This is a genomic window from Nocardia pseudovaccinii NBRC 100343 (assembly GCF_001613225.1).
Classification (GTDB): Bacteria; Actinomycetota; Actinomycetes; order Mycobacteriales; family Mycobacteriaceae; genus Nocardia; species Nocardia pseudovaccinii.
Genome location: NZ_BDBY01000378.1, coordinates 1 through 23,298, shown reverse-complemented (window position 1 = coordinate 23,298; position 23,298 = coordinate 1). Strand labels below are relative to the sequence as shown.

Annotated in this window: 1 protein-coding gene (only partly in view); it reads right to left on the bottom strand. The window is 64.3% G+C overall.

All coding sequences use genetic code 11. The annotated features are described in order from the left end of the window. On the bottom strand, positions 1 to 23,298 hold part of the coding region annotated (locus tag NP3_RS41110; protein ID WP_157124891.1) for an MFS transporter (this coding region is incomplete at both ends). Its footprint begins 17,699 nt before the window's first position; 23,298 of 40,997 annotated nt are visible.

Sequence of the window (23,298 nt, the reverse complement as noted above, 5' to 3'; positions counted from 1 at the left end):
CCAGGCCGCTCGGCTGTCACCCTTCCAGTCCAGGATTAGTCGCCGTCCCACCACCATTGCGCCGACGATCGTGCAAGCCGGAGGTTTTCCGACACCGGCGTACGCGGGCAGGTTCGCCAGATCGCGAACTGCCTTATCGGCGGCCGCCGTCGCCTGCTGCACGATCGACAATGGATCCCAAGGGCGGCCGGGTTCGAGTTCGGCCAACGCTGCGATCGCGTGATCATGAAAAGCGTCTGCCGCGACCCGCGCGGCATGATCGCCACGCGGCCGCTTCGAAATGCCGTCATCCACCACCGCGAGGTAGATGGGTTGCCCGTCGGGACCGGTCGCCACCGCAATTCTGAAAGCATCCTCATTGGTGTCATGCCCGCCGTTTTCCGGCCCAACGCCGATGTCGCTCACCGCGGCAACAGGACCCAGATTCAGTTCGACCCGAGGTTGCGGCAGCGGCCACGGGCCTGCCTCATGTTCGGATCGCGCCGCAGCACTGCCATCGTGCTGCGATGCCTGTTCCGCTCCGCGCAGCTCGTGTACTGCTTGCTGCAGCAACTCGCGGAACGGCGTACCGGCCGCGAGATGCTTGAACGCGAGTGTTCGCATCGCGAGTGGGTGACCGTAACCCGGCAACTTCGCCGTGCGTTCAGCGATGGCAACGAGTAGATCGCGCACTATTCGCGCCGCAGCATGCAACGGCTGCAGATCACGCGCGTGGGCTGCGACCGCGGCAAACGCCCGTTCCATTCTTTGGGCGATGTCCAATGCGAGGTCGGGCTGCAGGGTTCGGGCCAGGAAGTATTCGGCAGCCGTTGCAATAACGGGCAGGACGGATGCCGCGGTTGCGGCGACGGTTTGGCTCGAACCGGTTTGCGCGCGGTCGAATTCCGCCAATGCCGTCTGCAATGACTGGAAAGCTTGGTCTACATCGGCATCGAATCCGTCGACCGATCTGGCCAGAAGATACCTGTCGATGAAGTCGGCCCAATCGGTACCGTCGGCCCTTTGTGCGTCGAGGTGTCTGCCGAGTCCGATTGCTTTCTCGGTCGAGTCCTCGGTGTCTTTGCGGTGGCCTGATGCCGGTCGGACATTGTCTGGAAGGGAAGATTCTTCGGCCCAGGGTACGGACTCTACAGTCTTCTCCATAAGCTCGACCATGTGCCCGATATGCGATGGAACACTGTCCAGAAAATTCAGCTCGTTATCTGGAGCCGGAAAGAGATCGGGTATCAGCGGCGCGCCGAGGGGAAACACACCAGCGAGGTTGAACAGTGCGTTCGCCGCGGCATATAACGCCCGGGCTTCCGGCAGCCGAGCCGCGAGGTCGCGGGCGACGGCGAACAGGGTCGGGTAGTCGGGGATGTCGCCGGAATGAGTCTTCGTCTTGAATCGGCGAAGTTGCTCCCACAACACGACATTGAGCAACCGCCCGGCGCCGACCGCGGTTCGGACCGATGGTGACTCGCCGCGGCGGAAGGCATCGAGAATCGCTGCGATTTCGGCTGTTGTATCGGCGAGCAGTCGCTGTGCGTCATCGTCGGAAAGCGTTGCGGCCCAGTTGTGCAACTCCTGGTCGGTGGAATCGAGCGGATCCGGGGCACGGGTTGCTTCGATGCTTGCCCTTTGCGTCGTTGCCTCGCCCCCTACCTCCGGTCCCGCGGTTGACTGGGCGGCCGCCGCACCGTCGCGCCTGCTCGAGTTCAGCGCATTCGCCAGCGTGCGGACTCGGTCGACGGCGGCGCGATAGCGCTCGGCCGCTGCCAGTGCCCGCGTCGCCGTCTGCCGTTCGGTTTCGGCGTGGAAGTAGTGCACCAGCAGACGAAGCCGTTGCGGGGGAAATGCTTCCGGATGGTCGACGGCATCGCGCAATTCGTTGAGCAGCTCGACATGTCGGCGCAGCTTTCGCAAAAGCTCGAGTTCTTCGGGCGGTGCGGTGCGCGGATCCACAACCACGGCTCGACGCTGGGCTTCGGCATTCCTGCATGCCGACTCCAACTCGCCGGAATCCACTGTTGCCAGCAAACTCCGGACGTCGATGTTTGCCGGGGCGCCCGTTTGTGCCGTCGCCAACGCGGCCGCGACCTGGTCGACACGCTCGGCGGCGGCCGCCAAGCGATCGATCGCCTCCTGCCTGCGTCGCGGATCGCGGATATCGTGTGCGCTGCGGTGGTTTCTGCTGTCGGCCAACGCCGCTTGCCGCTCGGCTTCCGCATGGAATAAATGCACCAGCGTCCTGAGCCGTTCCGGGACAACCGCCTCCGGATGCTCCATCGCATCGGTCAACTCTCCGAGCAGATCAATTGTCCGGCTCAGCTGCTGGAAGCGCTCCAGATCTTCACCCGTCGCCGCGCGCGAATCCACCACTGCGGCATGACGTTCCGCTACGGCGGCTTCGCGTACCGCCGCCAGCTGTCCGATATTGACAGCTGCCAACAGTTCCGCGACCGCGGGGAGATTCGATTCGGAACCTCGACCCACGCCCGGGTCATCGGTTGGGCCGGTGATCGGGTTCTGGGGATGTGTTCGGGGAACATCCTCCGGGCCGGGGCCGTGCAGGGCGGAGAGGACGCCGTTTTCGGACTTGAAGTAGGCGACGAATGCCCTGTCGACGCGTGGGTAGGGCGGGCTCCATTCGTTGTAGTGGCGTATTTGTGGAGTGGCGAGTGAATCGGATATCACGACTTCGCCGTTGACATTGGTGATGACGTAGCCGTGAGACTTGTTGCCGCGTTCGACTACGACGGTGGCGGTGTCGACGCCGCCGCGTTTGTTGCGGACGATGTCGACGACCGATGCCAGGGGATCGGCGATCTCTGACTGCTCGGTGTTCGGCTCGGTGGCGGGTAGCTCCACTTCGACGAGCTGTGCGGCGATGGCGGCTTCCAGGTCGGGCCAAAGGTTTTCGCCTTCACCGGGCACCCATGCATTGTCGTGGCCCAGATACCACAGTGCTCTGACCAGCTGGATTATGCAGTCCTGCCGAACCTGGGCCGTCGCCGCGGCCCGCGCCTTCGTCGCTGTCGCCGGAGCGGATACCGCCTCGCCCGATGCCTCGGGAACCCTGGACGGACGGCGGAATACCACCTGGACGTCGTCGTACTCCCCGGCGGGACCAGCCATCTCGACGATCGCCTCGGTGAAACCTTGGTGCGCGGCCATCTTTCCAGTCCACGTACCCAATGCGGCCTCGTTCGGCGATAGCCGTTGCCGAATGCGGCGATTGAACGAATCGAGGTTGCCGGTCAGCTCGGTGCCGGCCCGCCACACAGCACGGATCTGGGTCACGTTGTCGCCGACGGCGTTCCACAGTTCCTCGAACATCGTCTGCCCGTTCGGAGTGCGCTGGGACGCGTGGACAACGAATGTGAGCGTGCCGTCGGCGGCCACTTTGCCGTTGATGCCCTCGTCGGGGTGCATCGCGTCACCATCGGCGTTTCTCGGTGTTTCCAGGCCGTACCTGTTGGCGTACCGAGCCAATGGTGCGACCGAAACAACCGTACGGATCCGGTCCAGCGTGTGGGTGTACCAGTCCTGCGCGCCGATTGCCTCGAGCAGTGGGCGCAACGCGATGAACTGCTGCTCGAAGACCTCCATCTGCGATCGCACCATGCCGCCGCCGAGGAACCTGACGCGGCCACGCCTGCTGAACCGGAAGTGACGAGCCAGCGGACCGAGCACCGCACGCACACCCGCCGGGGCGGTCAGTGGGCGCGCAGAGGAATCGGATGGATCATGCGATCGCTCATCGCGATTGCTATCGGATGCCGTTTCGGTGTCCGTCGTGGAGCGAGTGTCCGCTGGTGTCGACTGCGTATCCGTCGGTTCGCCAGGATCAGCGGAAGTCGTTGCGGCCGATTTACTTTCGGCTGCCGCACGGTGCGGCGTAGCACCGACGACGCCGAGGTCGATGCCTCGGTTACGCGCCGCCAGTATGGCGTCGGCGAGGGTGGCGGCATCGAGTTTGCCGCGGATACGGCGCATGTGGGTGCGGACCGTCGGCTCCGCGATGTGCAGTGCCTGCGCTACTTCCCGGTAGGTCAGACCAGCTGCGACGAGGCGTAGTACATTGGCCTCACGCTCGGTCAGCGCACGGTGTCCCGCAGGGCGCTCGGCTGGCATCGCCGAACCCGCATCGGGGCGGGACGGGATTGCGGGATTGATCGGAAACCGTCTGTTCAACCAGTCGAGGACGGTACGAAGTAGCTCGTGTGCCGTATTTTCCGTCGGGTCGGCCGAATCGGGCAGCGTTGCCTGCGCACTCACGTACTGGAAGGCTTGCCCATACGGCGCCGACTCGGAAATACCCAGCCGTGCCGACAGCGGTTGCGCGAGCTTCGCCCGCGCTTTCGCCCGCACCTGCGCGACCCTTCGCTCGGTCATCCCGGTCGCGGCGGCGGCTTCGGGCACACTCGCCCCCGCCGCGAACAGCAACCGGGCGACCGGAAGTTCCTCGTGATCGAGAATGCCCTCGCGATGGGCCCATTCGATGCACCATTGCAGAACTTCGGGTTCGTCGGCGCGGGCGGATTCGATGAGCGCTTCCATCTCCGCAGCGGTGAGTTCTGGTTGGTCGGTCCGCTGCGCAGCAACCGGAAAGGTCACAGCCGTCAGCGCGGGTGGGCGATATTGTCCGCGCCGGAAGCCGATGCGTTTCGCCATCCGGCGAATCGCCCCCTGCGCCAAATGCGTGACGGTGGACTCGTTGTCGTAGCCCAAGGCCGAAGCCATGGCGGCAGGCGACAGTCCGCGCGCGTAGAGACCGACGACGATCCGTTGCTGCAGAGGTGTGAGCCGACCGAGTGCCTCCCGCAACTCCTCAGGGCTCGCCTGCGCCAAAGCCCTGTTCAATATCGCCTCGCGCTGCTCGTACGCGGTGGAAATCGTTGCGACCAGTTGGGCGGCGGATTGGATTGCCGTGTTCCGGATCATCGGACCAGTTGGTGCCCCCTGCCGGAGCAGGCGCAGCGCCTTGCGCTGGTGGGCGCTGAGTCCGAGGATCGCGTCATCGAGCTGTTCCGTGGATGCCTCGGCGAGAATCTGTTCCGGATCGGGCTGTTGCGCGCCCGCCCTCAGCGCGGCACACAGCGCGGTTCGGAGATTGTCTACGGTTCCGGTAACCGCCGACGGTTCCGACGGGGACAGCAGGCCCGCGTCCATAGCCACCGCCACCATCAACTCTCGGCGGCCCCCGGTACCGAGCCTGCGGCCGATATTGGCCATGTGCTGGTCCACCGTCGTGTAGGACAATCCGAGGATCAGCGCGATCCGCGCGTTCGTTTCGCCGAGCGCGACCAACTTCAGGATCTCGATCTGGCGAGGAGTCAATGTCCTCGGGCGTGCGTTGTCCGCTGTATCCGAATGCGTCCGGTCCGATGCCATGCTCGGATCCGGCGCATTGTTCGGACGAGCCGCGGTCTGCGCGGGAGAGCCATTCGGCGCGTCTTGCTGAACAGATCCTGTCGCAGTTGGCGCGCCGCCTTGATGCGGCGCGGTGTTGTCGGTTTCGGTGGTGGAACCGTCGATCACCTCGATGCGGTAGTCGATGACCCGCCCGGATTCGTCCTCGATCCGAATGGCCTCGAGGGCGGTCCGGATCGCCGGATGCACGCCGCTCATGAAATGCCACTTGATCTGTGGTGGAACGCCGTCCACCCAATACTCGCGATTCATATACGCGATGCGGAGTTGCTTGCGCGCCTGCGCCTCCAGCCTGGTCCGCCTTTGAAGCTGTCTGTCGAGGTCGTAGTCCTTCGCCTCATGCCACGTTCGGCCTTCGTCGGTCGAGATATCGATCTCGCTCTCGAGCAGAACGCCATCCGGCATTTCGAGGTGGACGGGAGTGCCCAGCGCATGGATCACTTCGAATTGTTCGGCTAGCCCGATCTCCCCCTTGAATCCGCCGAGCTGGGCAGGGTCGCTTTTCGCGATCTCTTTCACCATGCGGAAAGTGATCGGTACCCCGGTGGCGATCCAAGCCGCGACGGCGATGGAAAGCTGTTCGGCCTCTGCGCGCCCGGTGCGGAAACCAGCGGGCCAGTTGGCCGCGTCCGCTGTCGACATATTCGGTGTCCGTGCCAGGATCGCGTTCCGCCGCGGCACTAGTTCGTCGAATGCGGCTCGCACGGCACGCGTCCGATCCTGGAGTTCGTCTCGCTGCGCCTCGGACAGGGGCTGGTGATTCCGCCGGTAGGTATCGGCCAGCAGGTCTGCGAGATTGATGCCGGTTCGCCCGGCCCTTCTTCGAGTCTTGTCGACCCACTGGTTCGTCATGCGTACAGCGATATCCACGGCCAGTTCGTGGGCCTTTTGCGTCTGGATGAAGGCATCGGCTGACATCTTGGCCAAGCCTGCCGCGACGTTTTCCGGGAAGTCGGCCGCTGATGAGATGGCGTGTTTGCTCAGTTGGTGATCGCCGTATACGGACTGGGTGGCTGTATGCAGGTACTCGCTGTAGATATTGAGAACGGCAAGTTTTGCCTGATCGGTGACCGTCGCATCGTGGCTGGCGCTGTCGATCTGGGAAAGCGTCGCGGTCAGACCGGTCGGCAGCTGACTGGTGTCATGAGCGAGTTCCTGCGCCGTGATGTGGTGCGCGGTAGGCGCCGCAGCCTGTGTGGTCACGTGACCAGGCGAGGATGCGAGATCACGCAGAGCTCGCAAGAGCATGATGCCGTCGGCCCACCGGGCGGTCTGTTCCGCGGCGATGCCGTCCTGTGTCGGGCCGCTCCCGGGGATCTTCCGGCGCTGCCCCTCATAGCGGGCGAGGATGACTTGCTTGACCTGTTCCGCCGTCGCCGGATCGATGGCGATCTCACCGATGCTGGTCAAGATCTCCTGAATGGCTGTGGGAACCGATTTCGATTCGGAATTCGCATCGGAGGTGCCCGACGGGCGGCTGCGGTCGGGTGCTCGGTTCGGTAGGTCGTCGGCCGGGCGGCCGGTGATCTTGCGCTGCGGGTGATCGCGGGCATCGTGATCGTCGTGTGGGGCCTCGACCGCACGGAGGGTGCCGTTTTCCGTTTTCAGGTAAGCGACGAAGGCTTCTTCGATGTGCGAGTAGGACTGTTGCCATTTCTCGAATGTTTGCACCCGGGGGATGCGGATCTCCGGACCTTCTTCGGCATCCGAGTGCTCGATATTGGTGTCGAAAACAATGATTTCGCCATTGACGTTGGTGACCAGGTATGCGTGGGCTTTGACGCCGTCATCAACGACGATGACGGCGGTATCGACGCCGTCTCGGTTGTTCGCGATAGTGTCGACGACCGCCGAGAGTGCCTCATTGCCGGATTCCGGTGTGACCGGTTGTGCTGTGGTTTGTGGCCACACCTTCTCGAGCTGAGCCAGGACACCGGCTTCCAGCGCACGCCAGTTGTCGTCGTCTGCCCACTTGATGTCCGCTTCGTCTGGTTCTGCTGTGTCATCGGCCAAGCGCAACGCTCGTATCGTGCGGACCACCTGGATGACGCAGGCCTCGATGGTCTCGTGGGCGATGGTCGACGGTTCGGATCGATTCACCGTCGAGCCGCGCCCGCCCGACGCCAGCATGTGCGCTCGTTGCGGATGCCAGTAGTAGCCGAGTTCCCGGGCCCTGGCGAGTATTCGGCGTCCTCGTGGGGTATCGACTCGGGCTGCTCCCCGGAGAATGGCGCTCACCGTCGGCTTGGCCACCCCGGCGAGCTCGGCGATCTGGGCTTGAGTCGGTTGTGGTCGGAACCGTGCTGGAACGAAGGCGCCGTTTCTGAACCGGCCGGGGACGAATCGGTTCTTGGTGAACTCGGGATCGATGGCCTGTTCGAGCTCCGGCGAAATCGGACTCTCGGGATTCGAATAGCCCAGCCATTGGGCTGCGGCCAGAACCCGCTGTTCCTCCTCCGAGTAGGTGGGTTCGGTTCTGGCGAGGGTGACGTTGACTGTGTCGCGGTGGACACCGGCCAGCTTCGCGATATCAGCCTGGGTGACTGGTTGGGACAGCTCGCGATTACTGAGCTTGCCGAAAATCTCGGCGATCTCCGCAATTCGACCGGATCCCGGCCCGCTGGCCGCGTCTCCCAATTGGCCCAGGTAGGTCGTCACTCGCTCTCGGGTGACTTCTTCCGGACGAATTCCCATCGTGTAGGCCAACTCCACACAGAGGGACCGCACTTGCTCGACGTCGACATCGCGGCGGGGGTGTCGCCAATAACCGATGCGATCGGCCGCTGCGTGGATTCGTTGTGTGACCGCGGAGTCTGGTGCGTGCTCGCCTCTGAACACCTCACTGACCGTTGCGGGCGGAAGCCCAGCCTCGCGCGCCACCTCCTTCTGGCTGGGTTGCGGTTTGAACTCGCCCCGCCTGAAAACGCCGTTGACGAATTCCCCAGCGGTGAACTTCTTTTCGACAAATGCCGGGTCGATCGCCGCTTCGAGCGCGGCCGGGATGGGGATGCCCAGCCACTGGGCCGCGACGAGAACACGCTGTTCCTCCTCGCCGTAGGAAGGATCTTCCTGGTTGAGGACCGAGTCGACAGTCCGTCGGTTGACCCCGGCCAGGTTGGTGATATCCACTCGGTTAGGCGTTTTGCGCAACTCCGCTTCGCTCAGACCGAGGAACAGTTCCGCCAACTCGACCAGACGAACGATCACCGGTGCTTCCGTCACGGCGGCGGCCGTTCGAAGTTCGGTCAACGGATCACCCGCTCTGGGGACTGAAATCCGTCCGGGTCGGTCGAGCATCAGCAGTCTCGCCAACTGACGATTCAGTTGTTCGCTGAAGCGAGCCGACTCATCGGTGGCTTCGATCTCCGGATCCCGCTCGATGCGTTGTCGGATCCAACGCACCACTTCGGATAGCCGCCCGGTCTCGAATACCCGCTGCCAACCCGCTTCGTTCAGGTATTCGAGTGCGGACTGCACTGCTTCAAAGGCCCGCCGCACCGAATCGAGGTGCAGGAGAGCGGGATTGATTCCCAACAGCTCAGCCAGCGCGACGCGCAAGGTTTGCACCTGCACGGCATCCAGTGGCCGATTGGGATGTCGATAATCGGACTCGGCTTCGGTCGATGGGGGCTCCGAAGACACGTCAGTTGCGATGGCATTGGCTTCGCGGAGTTCACGCGCCATCGCCGGTATCCCGAAGACATCGCGATCGGCGCGGTTATCGTTCTCCACGTACTCGAGCAGCACGTGAGCGTCGTACGTCCCCAGATAGCTCTCGATTGCTGTGACCAGCTGGCCGAGCGCGGGAGCGTTCGCCGCACCGGCGAACCGCCGCAGCTCGACCGCTGCGGTATCACTGGATTCATCGACTGTCGGACGCAATTCCGAAACCCCGAGCAGACCAGCCAGTTCGTGTTCCAATTCATCGGCTTGTTCGTCTAACCGTTGTCGTTGGACCGCATCCGCAGCCTCCTGCCTATTCCCGATGGTCGCGACGGCCGTGGCCTGGATGGCCTGATCGAACTGGAGCCACCGGGCAATCCAGTCGGCCAGATCCGACAGCGCATTCGCCCGGGCGGCTGTCCGCTCATCCGGGTTCATGCCAAGTATCTGCAGTCGCAGATTGTCGATCGCTTGCCGAACCGACCCGTAGTTCAGGAGGTCGGGGTTGATCCCCAGCAGTTCGGCCAACTGCGTCCGCGCCGTGTCACGGCTGGCGCGCAGCAGCTCCACGGCATCCGAATCCGGCGCCAAATTGTGAGGATCTAGCCCGAGCCGGGTTGCGACTGCATGGCGTAGCGATGTGATCGGCGCGGCATCTTCGGCTCCGCCACGCCGCAGTTCGGCCACCACACGACGTGCTGCGGAACTCCTGAGCCAGTCGGTTTCTCGTTCACTGAGATGTCCCATTGCGTGGGCTACTTCGCGCCGACGTAGCGCGCCGAAATACACCAATTCGCAGTAGACACGCTCGTCGTGGGGAAGCCGTGCGACGGCACGTAACAGCGCCTCCAGCCCGCCGTCCATGGCAGTCGAGACCTGCGCGGGCACTCTCGCCTGCACAGCTGCTTCGAGTTCGCGATATCGCGTCGAACCTGGCAGTGGCAGCTCCTCCAGACCGACTTGGAATACCGGTCCCCGAGACAGCCAATTCGCCAAACCGAATGACGAATCAAGGCGCATGGAGTCGACGGCCGCGCGGCTGACATCCAGCTCCGTACAAACCTCGGCGGGCGACATGCCCTGCAGGTAGCTCAGTTCCGCGTACCGTCGTTGATTCTCGGACCTGATGGCAGCTATAGCCTGCAACAGTTTTGCCAAGTCGCCATTCATCGCCTCGCGTAGCACGTCGGGTACCCGATCCGCCACGGCTTGCTGCAGTGCGAGGTATCCGGGCGAACCCGGCAGTGGGAGTTCGTCCACACCGACGCGGAACACCGGGCCCCGAGTCAACCTCTCGACAAGGACGCGCGGTACGTAATTCACCTGCATCGCCCGTTTGACACCGGTCGTCTGCCAAATTTCAGTCGACGTCAGTCCCCGCAAGTATGCCAGCTCGGCATACTCCCGATGGATTTCGGGAAGGGCGGCGATAGCCTCGAGGAGTTTCGGGAGGTCGCCGTTCATCGCTTCGCGCAATTCGGCGGGCAAGCGTGCTGCTACCGCTTCCGTCAGCTCGATACGCTGCGGCGAGCCGGACGGTGGAAGATCATCAATTGAGGGGCGGAATTGCGGGCCCCGCGCCGACGCCCGTAACAGCACGCGAAGAACTCGGTTATTGATGTCGTAGAAGGTGCTAGGGCCTATGCCCAGCCTCTGCTGGACCTCAGTCGGACCCAACCCGGACAGGTAATGCAGCTCGACGAGATTCCGTTGACGTTCATCGCGAAGATCCGCGATATGTCGTACCAACTTCTCCAGGTCGCCACCCACCGCGATCCACAGCTCCTCGGGGACCCGCGCCGCAACAGCTGTACGCAGTTCGGCGAACTCCGGTGATCCCGGCGGTGGGAGGGTATATGTGGCAGGTGACTCGTGCGCAGTCTCGTCGTTTTCGGCGGCCTCTTGGTGGGAAAGCCGATCGATGGTATTTCGCTCCAGAGTGAGCAGCAACGCCGCTGTCATATTCGTGAAGGGGCGGACCGATCCGGCTGCGTCATGATCGAATCCCAGGAAGAACCGGCGCTCGAGCCAAAGGCCTTGTGCTGGATTCAAATCCGCGACGCGCTGCTCGAACTGTGCCGCGGACATCGCGGTGATCGTCCGGTAACCCGGGTCGGAATCGTGTTTTCCGGTGCGCCGCAACGCTTCCAGGACGCCTTCGCGGATCCGCTGTAACCGCTTGCGGTCTACCGAATCCTGTGCGAGATCACGCAACCACGTACGGAGATCTCCGTCTTCGGGTGCGGTCCTGTTTTCTACGTCGCGGAAAATGTCGCGGATGATCTCTTGAGCCAACCGCGCCAATGGCGGCGCCGGTGGTTGCCCAGGCACCGGAAGGGCACCCAGCAACTCGAATACGAGTCGAACGACTTCCTGACCGTGCTGATCCCACAGTTGCTGGGCGAATGGAATATCGGGCTGCGTTTGCTCCGATGTTGTGCTCGAATCCGCGACTTCGCTCGGACGTGACGCAGCAACCGAATTCGATGATCCGGTCTCGGCCGTACTCTCGGTAGCGGAGCGTGTCGGTGCTCCCTGGTCCGGATCGTCCGCCGCGTCGCGGTTGCTGTCGGGAGAATTCGGCATCCGGACCTCGAACCACACGGTCTTGCCACCGGCGCGTTCCAGGTCGACGCCCCATGCCGAGGCAAGCTCTTCGAGCAATCCGATTCCGCGGCCGTGAGTTCCGGCAGTCAGCGCGCCCGCTTCCCACGCGTCCAACTCGTCGCCCGCGAAGTCCAGATCGGTGACCGCATCGAAGTCGCTTTCCTGCTGGCGCTCGGGCAGACCTCGGCTGGTGTCGCCGATCTCGAACCGGAACACATCACCGAACCGGAAGGCGCGTACCCGGGCACCGCCCTCGGGCGCGTACCGATCGACGTTGCCCACCAACTCCGACAACAGCATGATCAGGTCGTAGCGTTCTTGATCGTCCGGCCAACCGGCCTGTGCCAGCAATTCCTCCGCCGCGTGCCGGGTTGCTCGGACACCAGGCGCGACGGAACCTTGCGCGAAGGTCAGATCCATATCGGGTTCGGGCAGCACCTGTGAGGGATCCGCACGCCCGGCAGCCTCGAAGAGCTTGAACCACACCTTCTTTCCGCCGTCTCGCGGCAAGCTCCAGCCCCAAGACCCGGACTTGGCGTCCAGCAACTCGAGGGAACGCCAGCCAGGCCGGTTGTCGTTTCCTCGATCGGGCAGGGTTCTGCTGCTGTCGCTGACCTCGATCTGCACCCATCGATTGCGTGGCTGCCCGAGTACGGTGCCGGAAATGCGCGGGACGCCACCGCCGTCGGTCCGCGCCTGGACTGCCAACTCCCATGCGATGCCGACCGCCGCGTCGAGGTGGTCCGCGACCGGCCAGCCGGTCATCAAGTCGAATATGGGCTCGAGGGCGGCGGCTATGTCCGCCAGTCCCAGCGAATGGGTTGCGGCCTCGACCAGATGTTTGAGCGCGGGTGGTGTGTCGTCGCGCCGGCTCAGCTTCCGGAGTTCATGAAGTGGATCGCTGCTGGACGGGGCTGTCCACCCGGTACCTGGCTGGCGCAGTCCGAGAATTCCGGCGAGTTCATCGGTCAGGTCGCGTGCTCTGCTGTGCCACTCCTCGGGTGTCATCGTGGATGGCCGCCCGGCCGCCAGGTTCTGTGCCTCGGCTTCGTGATCGAGCCGGCGCACGAACCAGTTCGGAAGGGCGGCGAGGCCGGGAAGTGTTGGGAGACGACGGCGTTGCGCGGCGTTCATGGAACGCAACTCGGCATCGATGGAATCGAGAACCTGTACGACCGCAGCCCTGGGCGCGCGCTGGAGTGCTGCACTCACCTCCGACGGGGGACCGGTGATCTTGTTCGGGTGCGGTTCGTTCTCGTGGTCCGCGCGGGCCTGTTCCAGGGCGGTGAGTACGCCGCCGTCGTTCTTCAGTTCGGCGACGTAGACGGTGCCTATGCGTTGATAGGTGGGCTCCCACTGGTTTTCGCCGTTCTCGTCGCCGTCGTAGCTTCGTACGCGCGGGGCGTCACCCTCGATGAGGGTGTCGAAGACGATGAGTTCGTCCCCGACTCTGGTGATGACGAAGCCGTGGGCGTTCTCGCCGTCGTCCACGACGATGACGGCGGTATCCGGGCCCTCCCCGCTGCGGATGCGTTCGGCGATGGCGGCGATCGGGTCGGTCCCGTCGGCGGGTTTCGGCTCGACTCGGAGCTGGGCGAGGATGCCCGCTTCGAGGGTGCGCCAGTTGTCATCCGCGAACCAGGCTGGATCGTTTTCGTCCGGCTCGGGTGCCTCGTCGTGACCGACTGCCCGCACTGTGCGGGCGACTCGGATGGCGCAGTCCAGGACGTATCGACGGGCGGTGCGGATTCCCGAACCCGGCGCGGCTGCATCTGTTTCGCGGCCCTGCTCGAGCGTGGGCGGTCGCCATTGGTCGGAAACCGTGGTTCCGTATCCGCGTGCCGTCTTGACATACCGTCGGCGCGATAGTTCCCGATAAGCCCTTTCTACCGAGGATCTCCCGACGCCGAGCCGCCGGGCGAGTTCAGCCGCCCGCGGCAACAACGTTCCCTCCGCAAGCGCACCGGATCGAATGGCATTCTGGATTCCGAGCACGATGGTGTCGCGGCGACTGAATTTCCCGCTGTCTTCCGCCACGTCTTGCATAGCGACTGCCTCGACAAGCACTTCGAGTGCGCGCTGCCGAGCATCGGAACCGCTCGGGTCCGCCGTTCGATCTCGACCGCCGGTTTTTTCGGTAGTACCGATCGGATCTCGCGGCCGCGTCGCGGATTCGTTGTCGGAATCCTGACCGCTTTCCGGATCGGAATCGGCGAAAAGGATTCCAGCCAAGGCATATACGGCTCGGCTGAGCTGTTTCTTGATCGCGGTCGCGTTGCGATTTCCACCTATCGCTTCGACGATGTCGGGTATCGACATCTGTTCTACGAATCGGAACACGAGGCACCGCGCCTGATCGGCGTTGTCTATCCGTCGTATGGCGGCGCGCAGCTTGTCGAGCTCGCTCTCATCGCCTCGCGCCGCGGCGTCATGCGCGGACTCGAATGCCGCCTTTACTTTCGCCACCGTCTCCGAGTCCGAGGCTCGCGCGACGGGGCCTTGCGGATTCATTTCCGCCGTGGCGGGGATGTGTGCCTCGTTGGCGAACGTGACGCCGAGCGGAGTCCGAGCGGAGTTGTGCAAGGCCGCAGGTGATTCCGGAGCCGCGGTGAACAGCGGGTCGATGCCGGATCGGCCGGTCGATTCGAGGTGCTGGTCTAGAGCCCGGCGAGTCGCTTCCCGTATTCGCGACGATTGCGCTTGTCTGGCCTGATGCTGTGCCTTGGCGTCGGATCCGAGCAGCTGTTGGGTCGATCTGGCCGCTTCGCCTGTCGGCAGTTCATCGGTGGCCCGGTAGATGAGCAGCGTGAGGCGCGCGATTTCAGCATCGGCGCGGTGGAACACTTGCTCGAATCGGGCGGCATTCCGTTCGCTGGCGGCGTATGCCGCGAAGGTCCGGGCCACCGATTCCGGCATGCTGCCGTCCGGGTCTATGGTCGCCCGCTGCCGATCGCGTTCGGCGCGCCACCGGTCGCGTGACAGCCGTGCGCGCTCCCGATCGGTGACCAGGGCGTCTCGCTGAGCATGCAACTGCGGCACGGACATTCGGTCGGTCGCCGGATCCGCGACGCCGTGCCGTAGCAGAAGTTCGTCGAGGTGCGCGGCCACCTGCGCGATCAGTCCGTGCGCGGTGGGTTCGGCCGCTTCTCCGATCCGCAGCCGCTGTTGCCCGGCGTACCGGCCGTCCTGCTCGATGGCGGCGGGGGCAAGTGGTGTGGTTCGGACGTGTCCCTCGTCGTCTACCTGAACCTGCCGGTAGTCGACCCGAATCCCGGCCTGCGCCAGCGCATTCAGGGTATCCGCGGGCAGAAGCTGTTCAGCATCGGCAAACGGCGACAGCACGGTGAGCACATCGTCGTCGAGGCGTGCCCAGCGGCCGATACGCTGTCCGGGTAGTTGTTCCAGCTGTCGCTGTGCGGCCTCGGCGGCGGCCTGAATCCGGATCGTACGCAGGGTTTCCGCGAGCATTTCCAGACGTGCCAGCAGTGCCGACTGGCGCCGTTCGGCTTCCGCGGGCATGCTGCCCGGATCGGATTCGGTGGGCAGCAGGCGCTGCAGGGCAGCCCTGGTGCGGGCCACCCTGTTGGTCGCGGCGGCAATTCGCGCGCCCCACTCAGGCTGTTGTTCCCTGACCTCGGTCGCCAAAGTGACCGGGTGCCACGACTGCTCGGGTGCGCCCGCCGATTGCCGGTCGAGCTCGTCGGCCGCTCGCAGCGACGCCGAGCTCTCCTGGGGTGGATTACCCAACCGCGATAACCGATTCCGGTCTTGCTCGATCGAGTTTCGAACCGGCGTCGGCAGCTGTGTGACCAGCACCCGGCCGTACTGATCCACTCGCACTTGCCGGGTGATCACCGGAACTCCGTGCTGTCGCAACGTATTCCGAAGTGTTCTACCGAGTGCGGCGCGGCTGCCGGGGCGTTCGAATACTTCGACCCGGGTGCCGTCCACGAGTTGCCCGTGCGGCCCCACGGGAATCCCGCCACGGGCCGCCGCGACATCCCGCAGCGCCAACTCCTCCGCCGTGGCACGCCAGCGGGTGAGGTCAGCGTCGAAGGTGGCGCACTGGGCCGCGACCGCGACCAGGTCATCGAGCAGTGCCAGCAGTCGATTACGCATTTGCTCGCCGAGATCGGCTCGCGACAGCGCTACCGCAGCCCTGGTACGTAGCTGCGCCGGGGCCAGCTTCGCTGTGGCCGCACCCGCGTCTGCCCATTCGGTGAGGTCGAGCAGTGCGGCAAGACCATCGGTATGCACCAGCGCATCGCGAATACCGCGCAGCAGTTCGGCCCGCTGCCAGGCGGTATCGCTCACTTGCTGAACCGCTTTCGCCAATTCACCGGCGGGCGCGTGTTCCCACTCGGACATCGGGTGTGCCGACTCGTCGACAGCCGCCGACGCGCTGTCCGCACCCTGCATTTCGGCTCGTTGCTGAGCTACCAGATGAGCCAGCGCATCCAGGACGAAAGTCGGCCAGCCCCAGGAATCGGTCTGTAGGTACGCCGGTACCTCACCCATGTACGTCGTTTGGCCGGTGGGATCCTGCGCGCGCCATGCCCGAGCCAGGTCCACCATCATGCCGTCCGGGGCGATGGTCGCGCGGAAACCGGATGCTTGCGGGACCGGCCTGCGGTCGGCTGCTCTGGCGGCCGCCAGAGCATTCCGGTTCTGAGCTTCCCGCCACACCTGAGCCACGGGGACGCCCCTGAGCACAGCCTGCAATGCATAGGCGGGATGGGTGAAATCGGGGAGTCCGCTTACGGTTTCACCAGTTACCGGTACAGCGGCGCCGAACCTGTTGTTGGCCTCGGCGAGCGCCTCCTGGGGATTGAACACCTTGCGATCGCCGAGACCGGCCGCGCCGGGATCCCCACCATCGTGGAGTTCTTCCGCGCCTGAGAGTATCCGGTGTCGAGTGTCATCATCGAGTTGGTGTTGCCACGTGTCGAAGAGCGTCTTCAACTCGACCGTGCCGTTCGGGCGCGGAACATCGAAACCATCCAGCCAGGCGTCGAATTCCCCTTGGCTGTCGAATTGATTCAGCCATGCGTTGAATGCGGCGTAAAGGCGGTCCTCGTCGCGCCTTTCCTTCTTGTGGAAGCTGTAGCCGTCGAGCTGATCCAGCCATTCGTCGAATGAATAGTCTTCCGGTAGTGCCCTCGCCTTCTTGAGGCCATCGAAATGTTCGACAAGGAATGGGAATGCCGCCGCTTCCAATATTTTGGCGTAGTTTCTCCGCCTATCGAACCTGGCGTCGGATGGCAGGATGCCGAACGTACGCAGTTCCACCAGATCCCGGTACCCGCGTTTAGGGTCGGCATATCTTCCCGACCGCGCGAATTTGTCGCGAAGATGCGTCATTTCGTGGTTGACGACATCGTAAACGGCATCTCCGGTCGGCGCCATCAGTCGGCCGCTTGCTACTGCGGCAGCGATACTCGTGCGCAACTCTTCCGGATCGGTGAAGAAATTCTCGTTGAGAATCATCAATCGCGGCGAATTCACCCAGGGGCCTCCGGCTTGCCATACGCAGGCCGCCGGACCATCCAAAGGAGCCACCAGAACAGCCGCAAGCGATATGAGCGGATCCTCATCGAAATTGTCGATGATCGCATTCCTGATCGACAAAGCCATCTCGACGGTAATTCCCGCCTTATCCAGGCCGAGCACCTCTATGCCGTAGGCGTCGAACAACTCCCTGGCGATCGCCTGTTTGATATGCCGTTCGGAATCCGTTGCCGACTCGGCACGCTTGTCCGCGGATATGGTCGGCACGCGGTTCGTGGCCGGGTCCGGTGCTGGCTTATCGGTGGAATCGTGCTCGCGGGACTGCGTCCGTACCTCATCGGCGAGGCGTTCGATGGCACCGACCTGCGGTTCGGTGAGATCCGCGTGGCGGCGCAACGCATCGGCCGCATCGGTGACAAGCCCGCGATGGGAGGTATTCAGGCGATTGAGGTTGTCGAGCAGCGTGTTCTGAGCAGTGGTGAACAACCAGTCGCCGACGTCTTGTCCAACGGGCACGGACCACTGATCGTGTTCGGCCGACCCGATCGTGGCGAAGTGGATCGCGTATGCCAGCCGCGACACCGGCTCGGGCGGAGTACCTCGGGTGGGATCCCATCCCAGCATGGCGAGCACTCGCCGGACGTTGTCGCGGCCATACCGTCGCTTCAGTGCCTCCGATGCCGATGAGTTACCCTGCTGCGCCAACGGCAGAGTCGTGTCGTCGGTCGGCCATTCGGCGAACGGGTCCGAGAACAGCTGCGGCCCCGGCAGGTTCGGCTCCCGGTTTGTCGGCGCGGGAGCCGCGACCAATTCGGCGGCGCCTTCGTGGTCCTGCCGTGGTCCCGTCGATTCGGCAGCGCCGCCGTTACGCGCGGGCTGTTGTTCAACCGCGGTCCCTGGCGATCCCTGTTGCGAAACGATGTCGTGCAGGTCGAGGTGACCTCGGCGCAGTGCCTCGACGACGGCGGCAGTTCGGTCGTTGACGACGAGCTTTTCGAAGATTATGCGTATCTCGGTTCTTATGGTCGCCGGAGAGACAGCGCGAGCGCTGGCGATCTCAGCGTTCGAGCGGCCTGCGGCGACGAGGCCGAGGATTTCCTTGTCCTGCGGTGACAGTGCACGCGGAGCGATCACCGCTGGCGCCGGTATGTCGTTCACGTCGAGATATCCCAGGCGCAGGGCTTGCATAACGGCCCCGGCTCGGCTGTGTGCACCGAGTCTTTTGAAGATTTCCCTTAATATCTGTCCAACGGAATCGAGCGCCAAGCCGAGAGTTCTGGAGTTTCCGATCTGCTCGTTCGTCCAGCCTGCGGCGGCCAACCGGATTATTTCCAGCTGCTGACCGGACAGCTTTTCGTGTGCGGGAATTGCCGGGCCCGGCACGTTGTTCAGATCGATATATCCAAGTCGCAGCGCCTCAACGATCGCACCGACACGAGTGTTGGTGTCGAACTTCCGGAAAATGCGGTCGATATTTGCTTGTACCGCATCCTTCGATAATCCGGTCGCCGCCGCGATCTCGACCGTCGTCTTATCCGCGCAGATCAGTCCGAGTATCTCTGCTTCGCGGCCGGTCAACGGCTGTGGCGGCAGACTTTCCGGCTCGGGGAGGTCGTCCAGCGCAAAGATTTCCATTCGCAATGCCACGACCACGGCGTGGGTTCGGTCGCTGGCGCCGAGTTTCGTAAATATACTCGCGGCGTCGTTCTGTACATCGCGGTACCGTCTGCTCAAATTCTTTGCTATTTCGGCGTACGTCTTGCCGGTCGCTATTTCGGTGAGCACCGCGAGCTCGGTATCGGTCAGTCCGCCGTCGCGCAACTGCCGCCGATCGGCCATTCGCTGCGTGATTCCCTCGACCGCGGCGAATTGTTCCTTGGTGAGGTCACGGCCGAAGCGCATCATGCTGATTGCGGAGGAGAGGACGATGCGGTCGGCGGAGGTCAACCGGTTGAGGATGTCGTCGACCACGGGTGCGTTGCGTTCCGCATCCCAGCCGAGGGCGGTCAGTGCCCGGCGAAGAGTGTCGTGTCCGTATGGCCGACGCAACTCTGCGATCAGATCGCGGTCGGGAACTGCCGCCGTACCGGGACTACCGCCGGGATGGATCGCCGTTACTTTTCCGCCGACGCTCCTGGCATCCGAATGATTCTCGCGGGCGACACCAGGCAACTCGATGCCTTTGTCGAACGCCGCCGCTACCGGGTCGCCGGTCCCGGAGACGCCCAGTTTCTCGCGAATGCGCTTGAAGTACGTTCTCACGGTGTTCTCGGACAGGACGAGAACAGCCGCGATGCCCGCAATACTCTCGCCTGCGGCATGAAGGGCGAGAACTTCCAGCTCGCGCCCGGATAGTGTGCGCTCGTCGGTGTGCACCTCGGCCCACTTCGTCCAAGCGGAACCGTTGACGTCGAGCAGGCCCTCACGCAATCCGACCGCGACCATACCGGCGCGGTCACGGACCCCGAATGTGGTGCCGATATCGTCGAGGCAGTTCCGCACCTGGGCTACCGAGAGCGGCAGGTGCTCCGAAATGGCCTCGTCCGTTAGGCCTTTCGCGACCAAGACCAGGACGCTGCGCTCGGTGGCCGACAATTCGACGGGTCCGTACTGCTCGGCCACCGGGAAGTCGGTGATATCGAGATCTCCTCGCCGGACTGCGGCGACCACCGACGCCGCCCGGTTGGCGGTGCCGAGCTTGTTGGAGACGCGGTTGACGGCGGCAACGGCTTTCCTGCGTGACCAACGAAGCTGTTCCAACGCCGCGACCTCGAACGGCAGCAAACCCTGGGCCGTCCCGTACAGAACGGTGATCTCATCCGCGGTGAGGTTCAGACCGATTCCGGGGACCCGTTGTTCTGCGGCAACCGATCTGGCCAGACAGCGCAGGGCGCCCGCGGTGATGGTCCGCACTGTGGCGGCCCGGAGGGGCCGAGCCAAGGTCATGCTCTTGTTCAGGGCCGTTGCCGTATGGCCGTCCGATTGTTCCTGCCGGAACCGGAGAGTCAGTGCGGTCTGCTGAATCGGCGACAACTCGCTGAAGTAATGCTGAAACCCAGGAATTGTCATGTTGGCCAGCGCCACGACCATCGGGTCGGATGCCGTGACCCCCTCTAGCGCCACATAGGCGGCGACGAGTCTTTGCATGAACACGGCCATGGCCTGTGGTCCGGTAGCGGCGGGCTCGGCTGGGAGTGAGGGGTCCATGGCGCGTCCCGCGTCCGCATACGCAGGCGTCGAGCCGGTCTCGCCAGCCGTTTTGTCGCTCGCCGCCGCGGCAACGATGGGCGGTGCCGCTTGTGGGTCGCTCGTCGGTTGTGCATCGGCCTGCTGGTGCGGCGGCGCCGGATCACCGTCGCGATGCTGTGCGTGCACCGCTTGCCCGGGGTCGGTGTGTGCACCCACCGCGACCGTCGGGAACTGCGTCTGTACCGCCTTGGTCATCGCATGGATCGCGCCGACCTGGAGTGGGCTGAGCTCGCGGCCGTTTCGGAGCGCGTCGTGTACGTCGGCGATCGAGGCGATTTGCCCGTCGGTCATGTGAATTACGCTGTCCAGCAACGCATTTCGTAAATGTTCGCCCAGGTAGTCGCCGAGTTCACGGCCTGCGGGGAGCTGCCATCCGTCGAGTTGCGCGGTGTGGTACCCGGCCGCGTTGATCGCGTGCGCCAGCTGCTGCACCGGCTCGGGCGCCATGCCGTGCGCCGGATCCCAGCCGAGCACGGTCAGCACATGCTCGAAGGTCGCGTCCCCGAAGCGCTGCTGCAAAACCTGTGTCGCGGCAGGGTCGCCAGCCTGTGCCTGCCGCAGCACCGTGGCTGTGTCGTCGACCAGCGCCTTGCCGGACTTGCCGATCTTGTCGTCGAGGATCTGCTGTTGCCCGGCGGTGGCCGCGTCGAGGGCGCCACCGGACAGTGTCGGTGGCATTTGATTTATGAAGGACGAGTGTCTTCGGCTCGGATCGTCCGACTGGGTTGTCGGAGGGGCATGCGCGCTCGGACCGGAGGTGCCACCGCCCCGAGCCAGCTGATGCTGCGCGTCCGCCACCTCTTGCAGCGGCGTGACCAAGTCGCGCAGATTCTTCTCGGCCTTGGTGAGCCGTGCTCGCGTCTCGGCCGTCGGCGCCGCCTGATGTTCGGCGGCGGCTTGGTTGTACTCGTTGACGTATTTGACGACGACCTGCTTGACCATCGGGTTGTTGGTCGGGGCGTAGAGGCCGTCGGTGGGTGAGATGTAGTACTGGACACTGCCCGGTTCGCCGTTGCGGGCGGCGCGATTCTCGGCCTGGATATCGATATCGCGTGACAGCGCGGACCGGCCGGTGACCGCGACATGCAGGCCGCCGAGGTCGCGGGCCGCCGCGCTGATCGGGATGTCGACACCGCGGGCGCCCTGCATATTGATGATCAGGACTTTGCCCTCTTGGCCCGCCGCGTCGAAGAGCACTTGCAGGTCGTCCTCGGCCCTGGTGCCGTGCTCGAGGAACCATTTCGCGTCCACCGCGACGAATTCCACGTCGGGGTGCTCGGTTTTCATGACGTTCGACAGTGCGGCGACGAGGTCGTTGCGGTCGCACAGGATCAGCTGTGGGCGGCCGGTTTTCTGCATCGTCTGCGTGTCGGCGGCGATCTGCTTCAGTTTCGCGGCCTCGTCCGACGAGATCGCGTCCTGTCTGACCTCGAGCTTCGATTCGGTGAAGCGGTCGATCTTGACGACATCGCCCATGCCGAACCGGCTCTTGAGTGTGCCCGCGGAGCCTTCGGCGGTGCCCGACGCACCCGTGATGTGGTCGTAGTTCTCACTGCTGAAGAGTTTTTGCGCGGTAATGGATTTCGAGCTGTTCGGGTCATTGCGGATGGGCAGGTCGTGTTTGGCCTCGACCGCCTGGGCCAGGCCGCCGTTCCAGCGACTCTCGGTGGAGGTTTCCGGATCGAACATCACCTTGTGGGTGGTCTGATCGATGATGAAGATCCGTTCCTGCCCATCGATTTCGTGCCGGACATAGTGCACGTTCTCGACGTATTCCCATTTGGCGGAGGCCGCCATGTTCAGTCGGGTCAGCTCTTCGTCGGTCAGCGCGCGGCCGAGTTGGCGTTCCAGGCTCTGGCGTCCGGTCTCGGTCAGATTCGCCGGGCCGCCGCGCTGGTCCGCTGTGCGGCCGAAATCGGATTCGGTCAGGACGCCCCGGTCCAGACATTCGGTCAGGAAGTCGCGGGCATCGCTGACCTGCGCGGCGACCTCGGGATCGGCGAGCTGGCCCGCGCCGTCGGACAGGATGTACTGGGTATCGGCGTGCACGAGCGCCTCGTCGATCTCGTCGATCGAGGCGCGCCGGCCCGGCACCCAGTTATCGCGCAGCGCGGCGAAACCCACATCCTGCTGGGTGCCGATGTAGATCGTCGGTTTACCCGGCTCCGGTGGTGGCGGTGCGGTGTCCGGGTTCATCCGCACCACATCGATACCGAGCGGGCCCAGAACCTCTTGGTATCGGGCGAATTCGCGGTTGGCGAGATTGTCGCGGGTGGTGATCACCTGCACCGCACCGTGTTCCATGGCATCACGGGCCGCGTGTGCCAGGAAGACCAGCGACTTGCCCTCTCCGGCATCCATATTCACCGGGCCGTCGCGCATCGCCAGCATGGCTGCGACCTGTGTCCAGCGCAGCACCTTGTTCTCGCCACGGCGGATGGTCTCGATCAATGCGGCCGTTACCTCGGCTTGGTCGCCGCTGCGCAACATCTCCACCAAGGTTTCCGCGGGGGCGTTCACCAAGCGCTGTTCTTCCGGAAGATCCGGTGAGCAGCGATCCGCGTAGTCCTGTAGGGCGTCCTCGGCGGTCTGTCGGCCCGCAGCTGGTTCGGCCGCATCGACTTCGGTCTTATCGGTCGCGCCCGCTCTAGTCGTCTCGCTATCGGCGGCCGAGGGGTGTGGCCGCGCGCTGTCGGTTGCTTCGGGTGTGGCGGGTTGTTGGTCGGTGGTGTGAGCCTCGTCGGGCGTCGGATTGTGCTGGGGCGCTGGTTCTTCGGTGTGTGTGTTGACCGGTTCGTTGTCGGCCGGATGCGGAAGTTTGCCGTTGGTGGGTTCGGTTGCGGCGGGGTGTTTGCC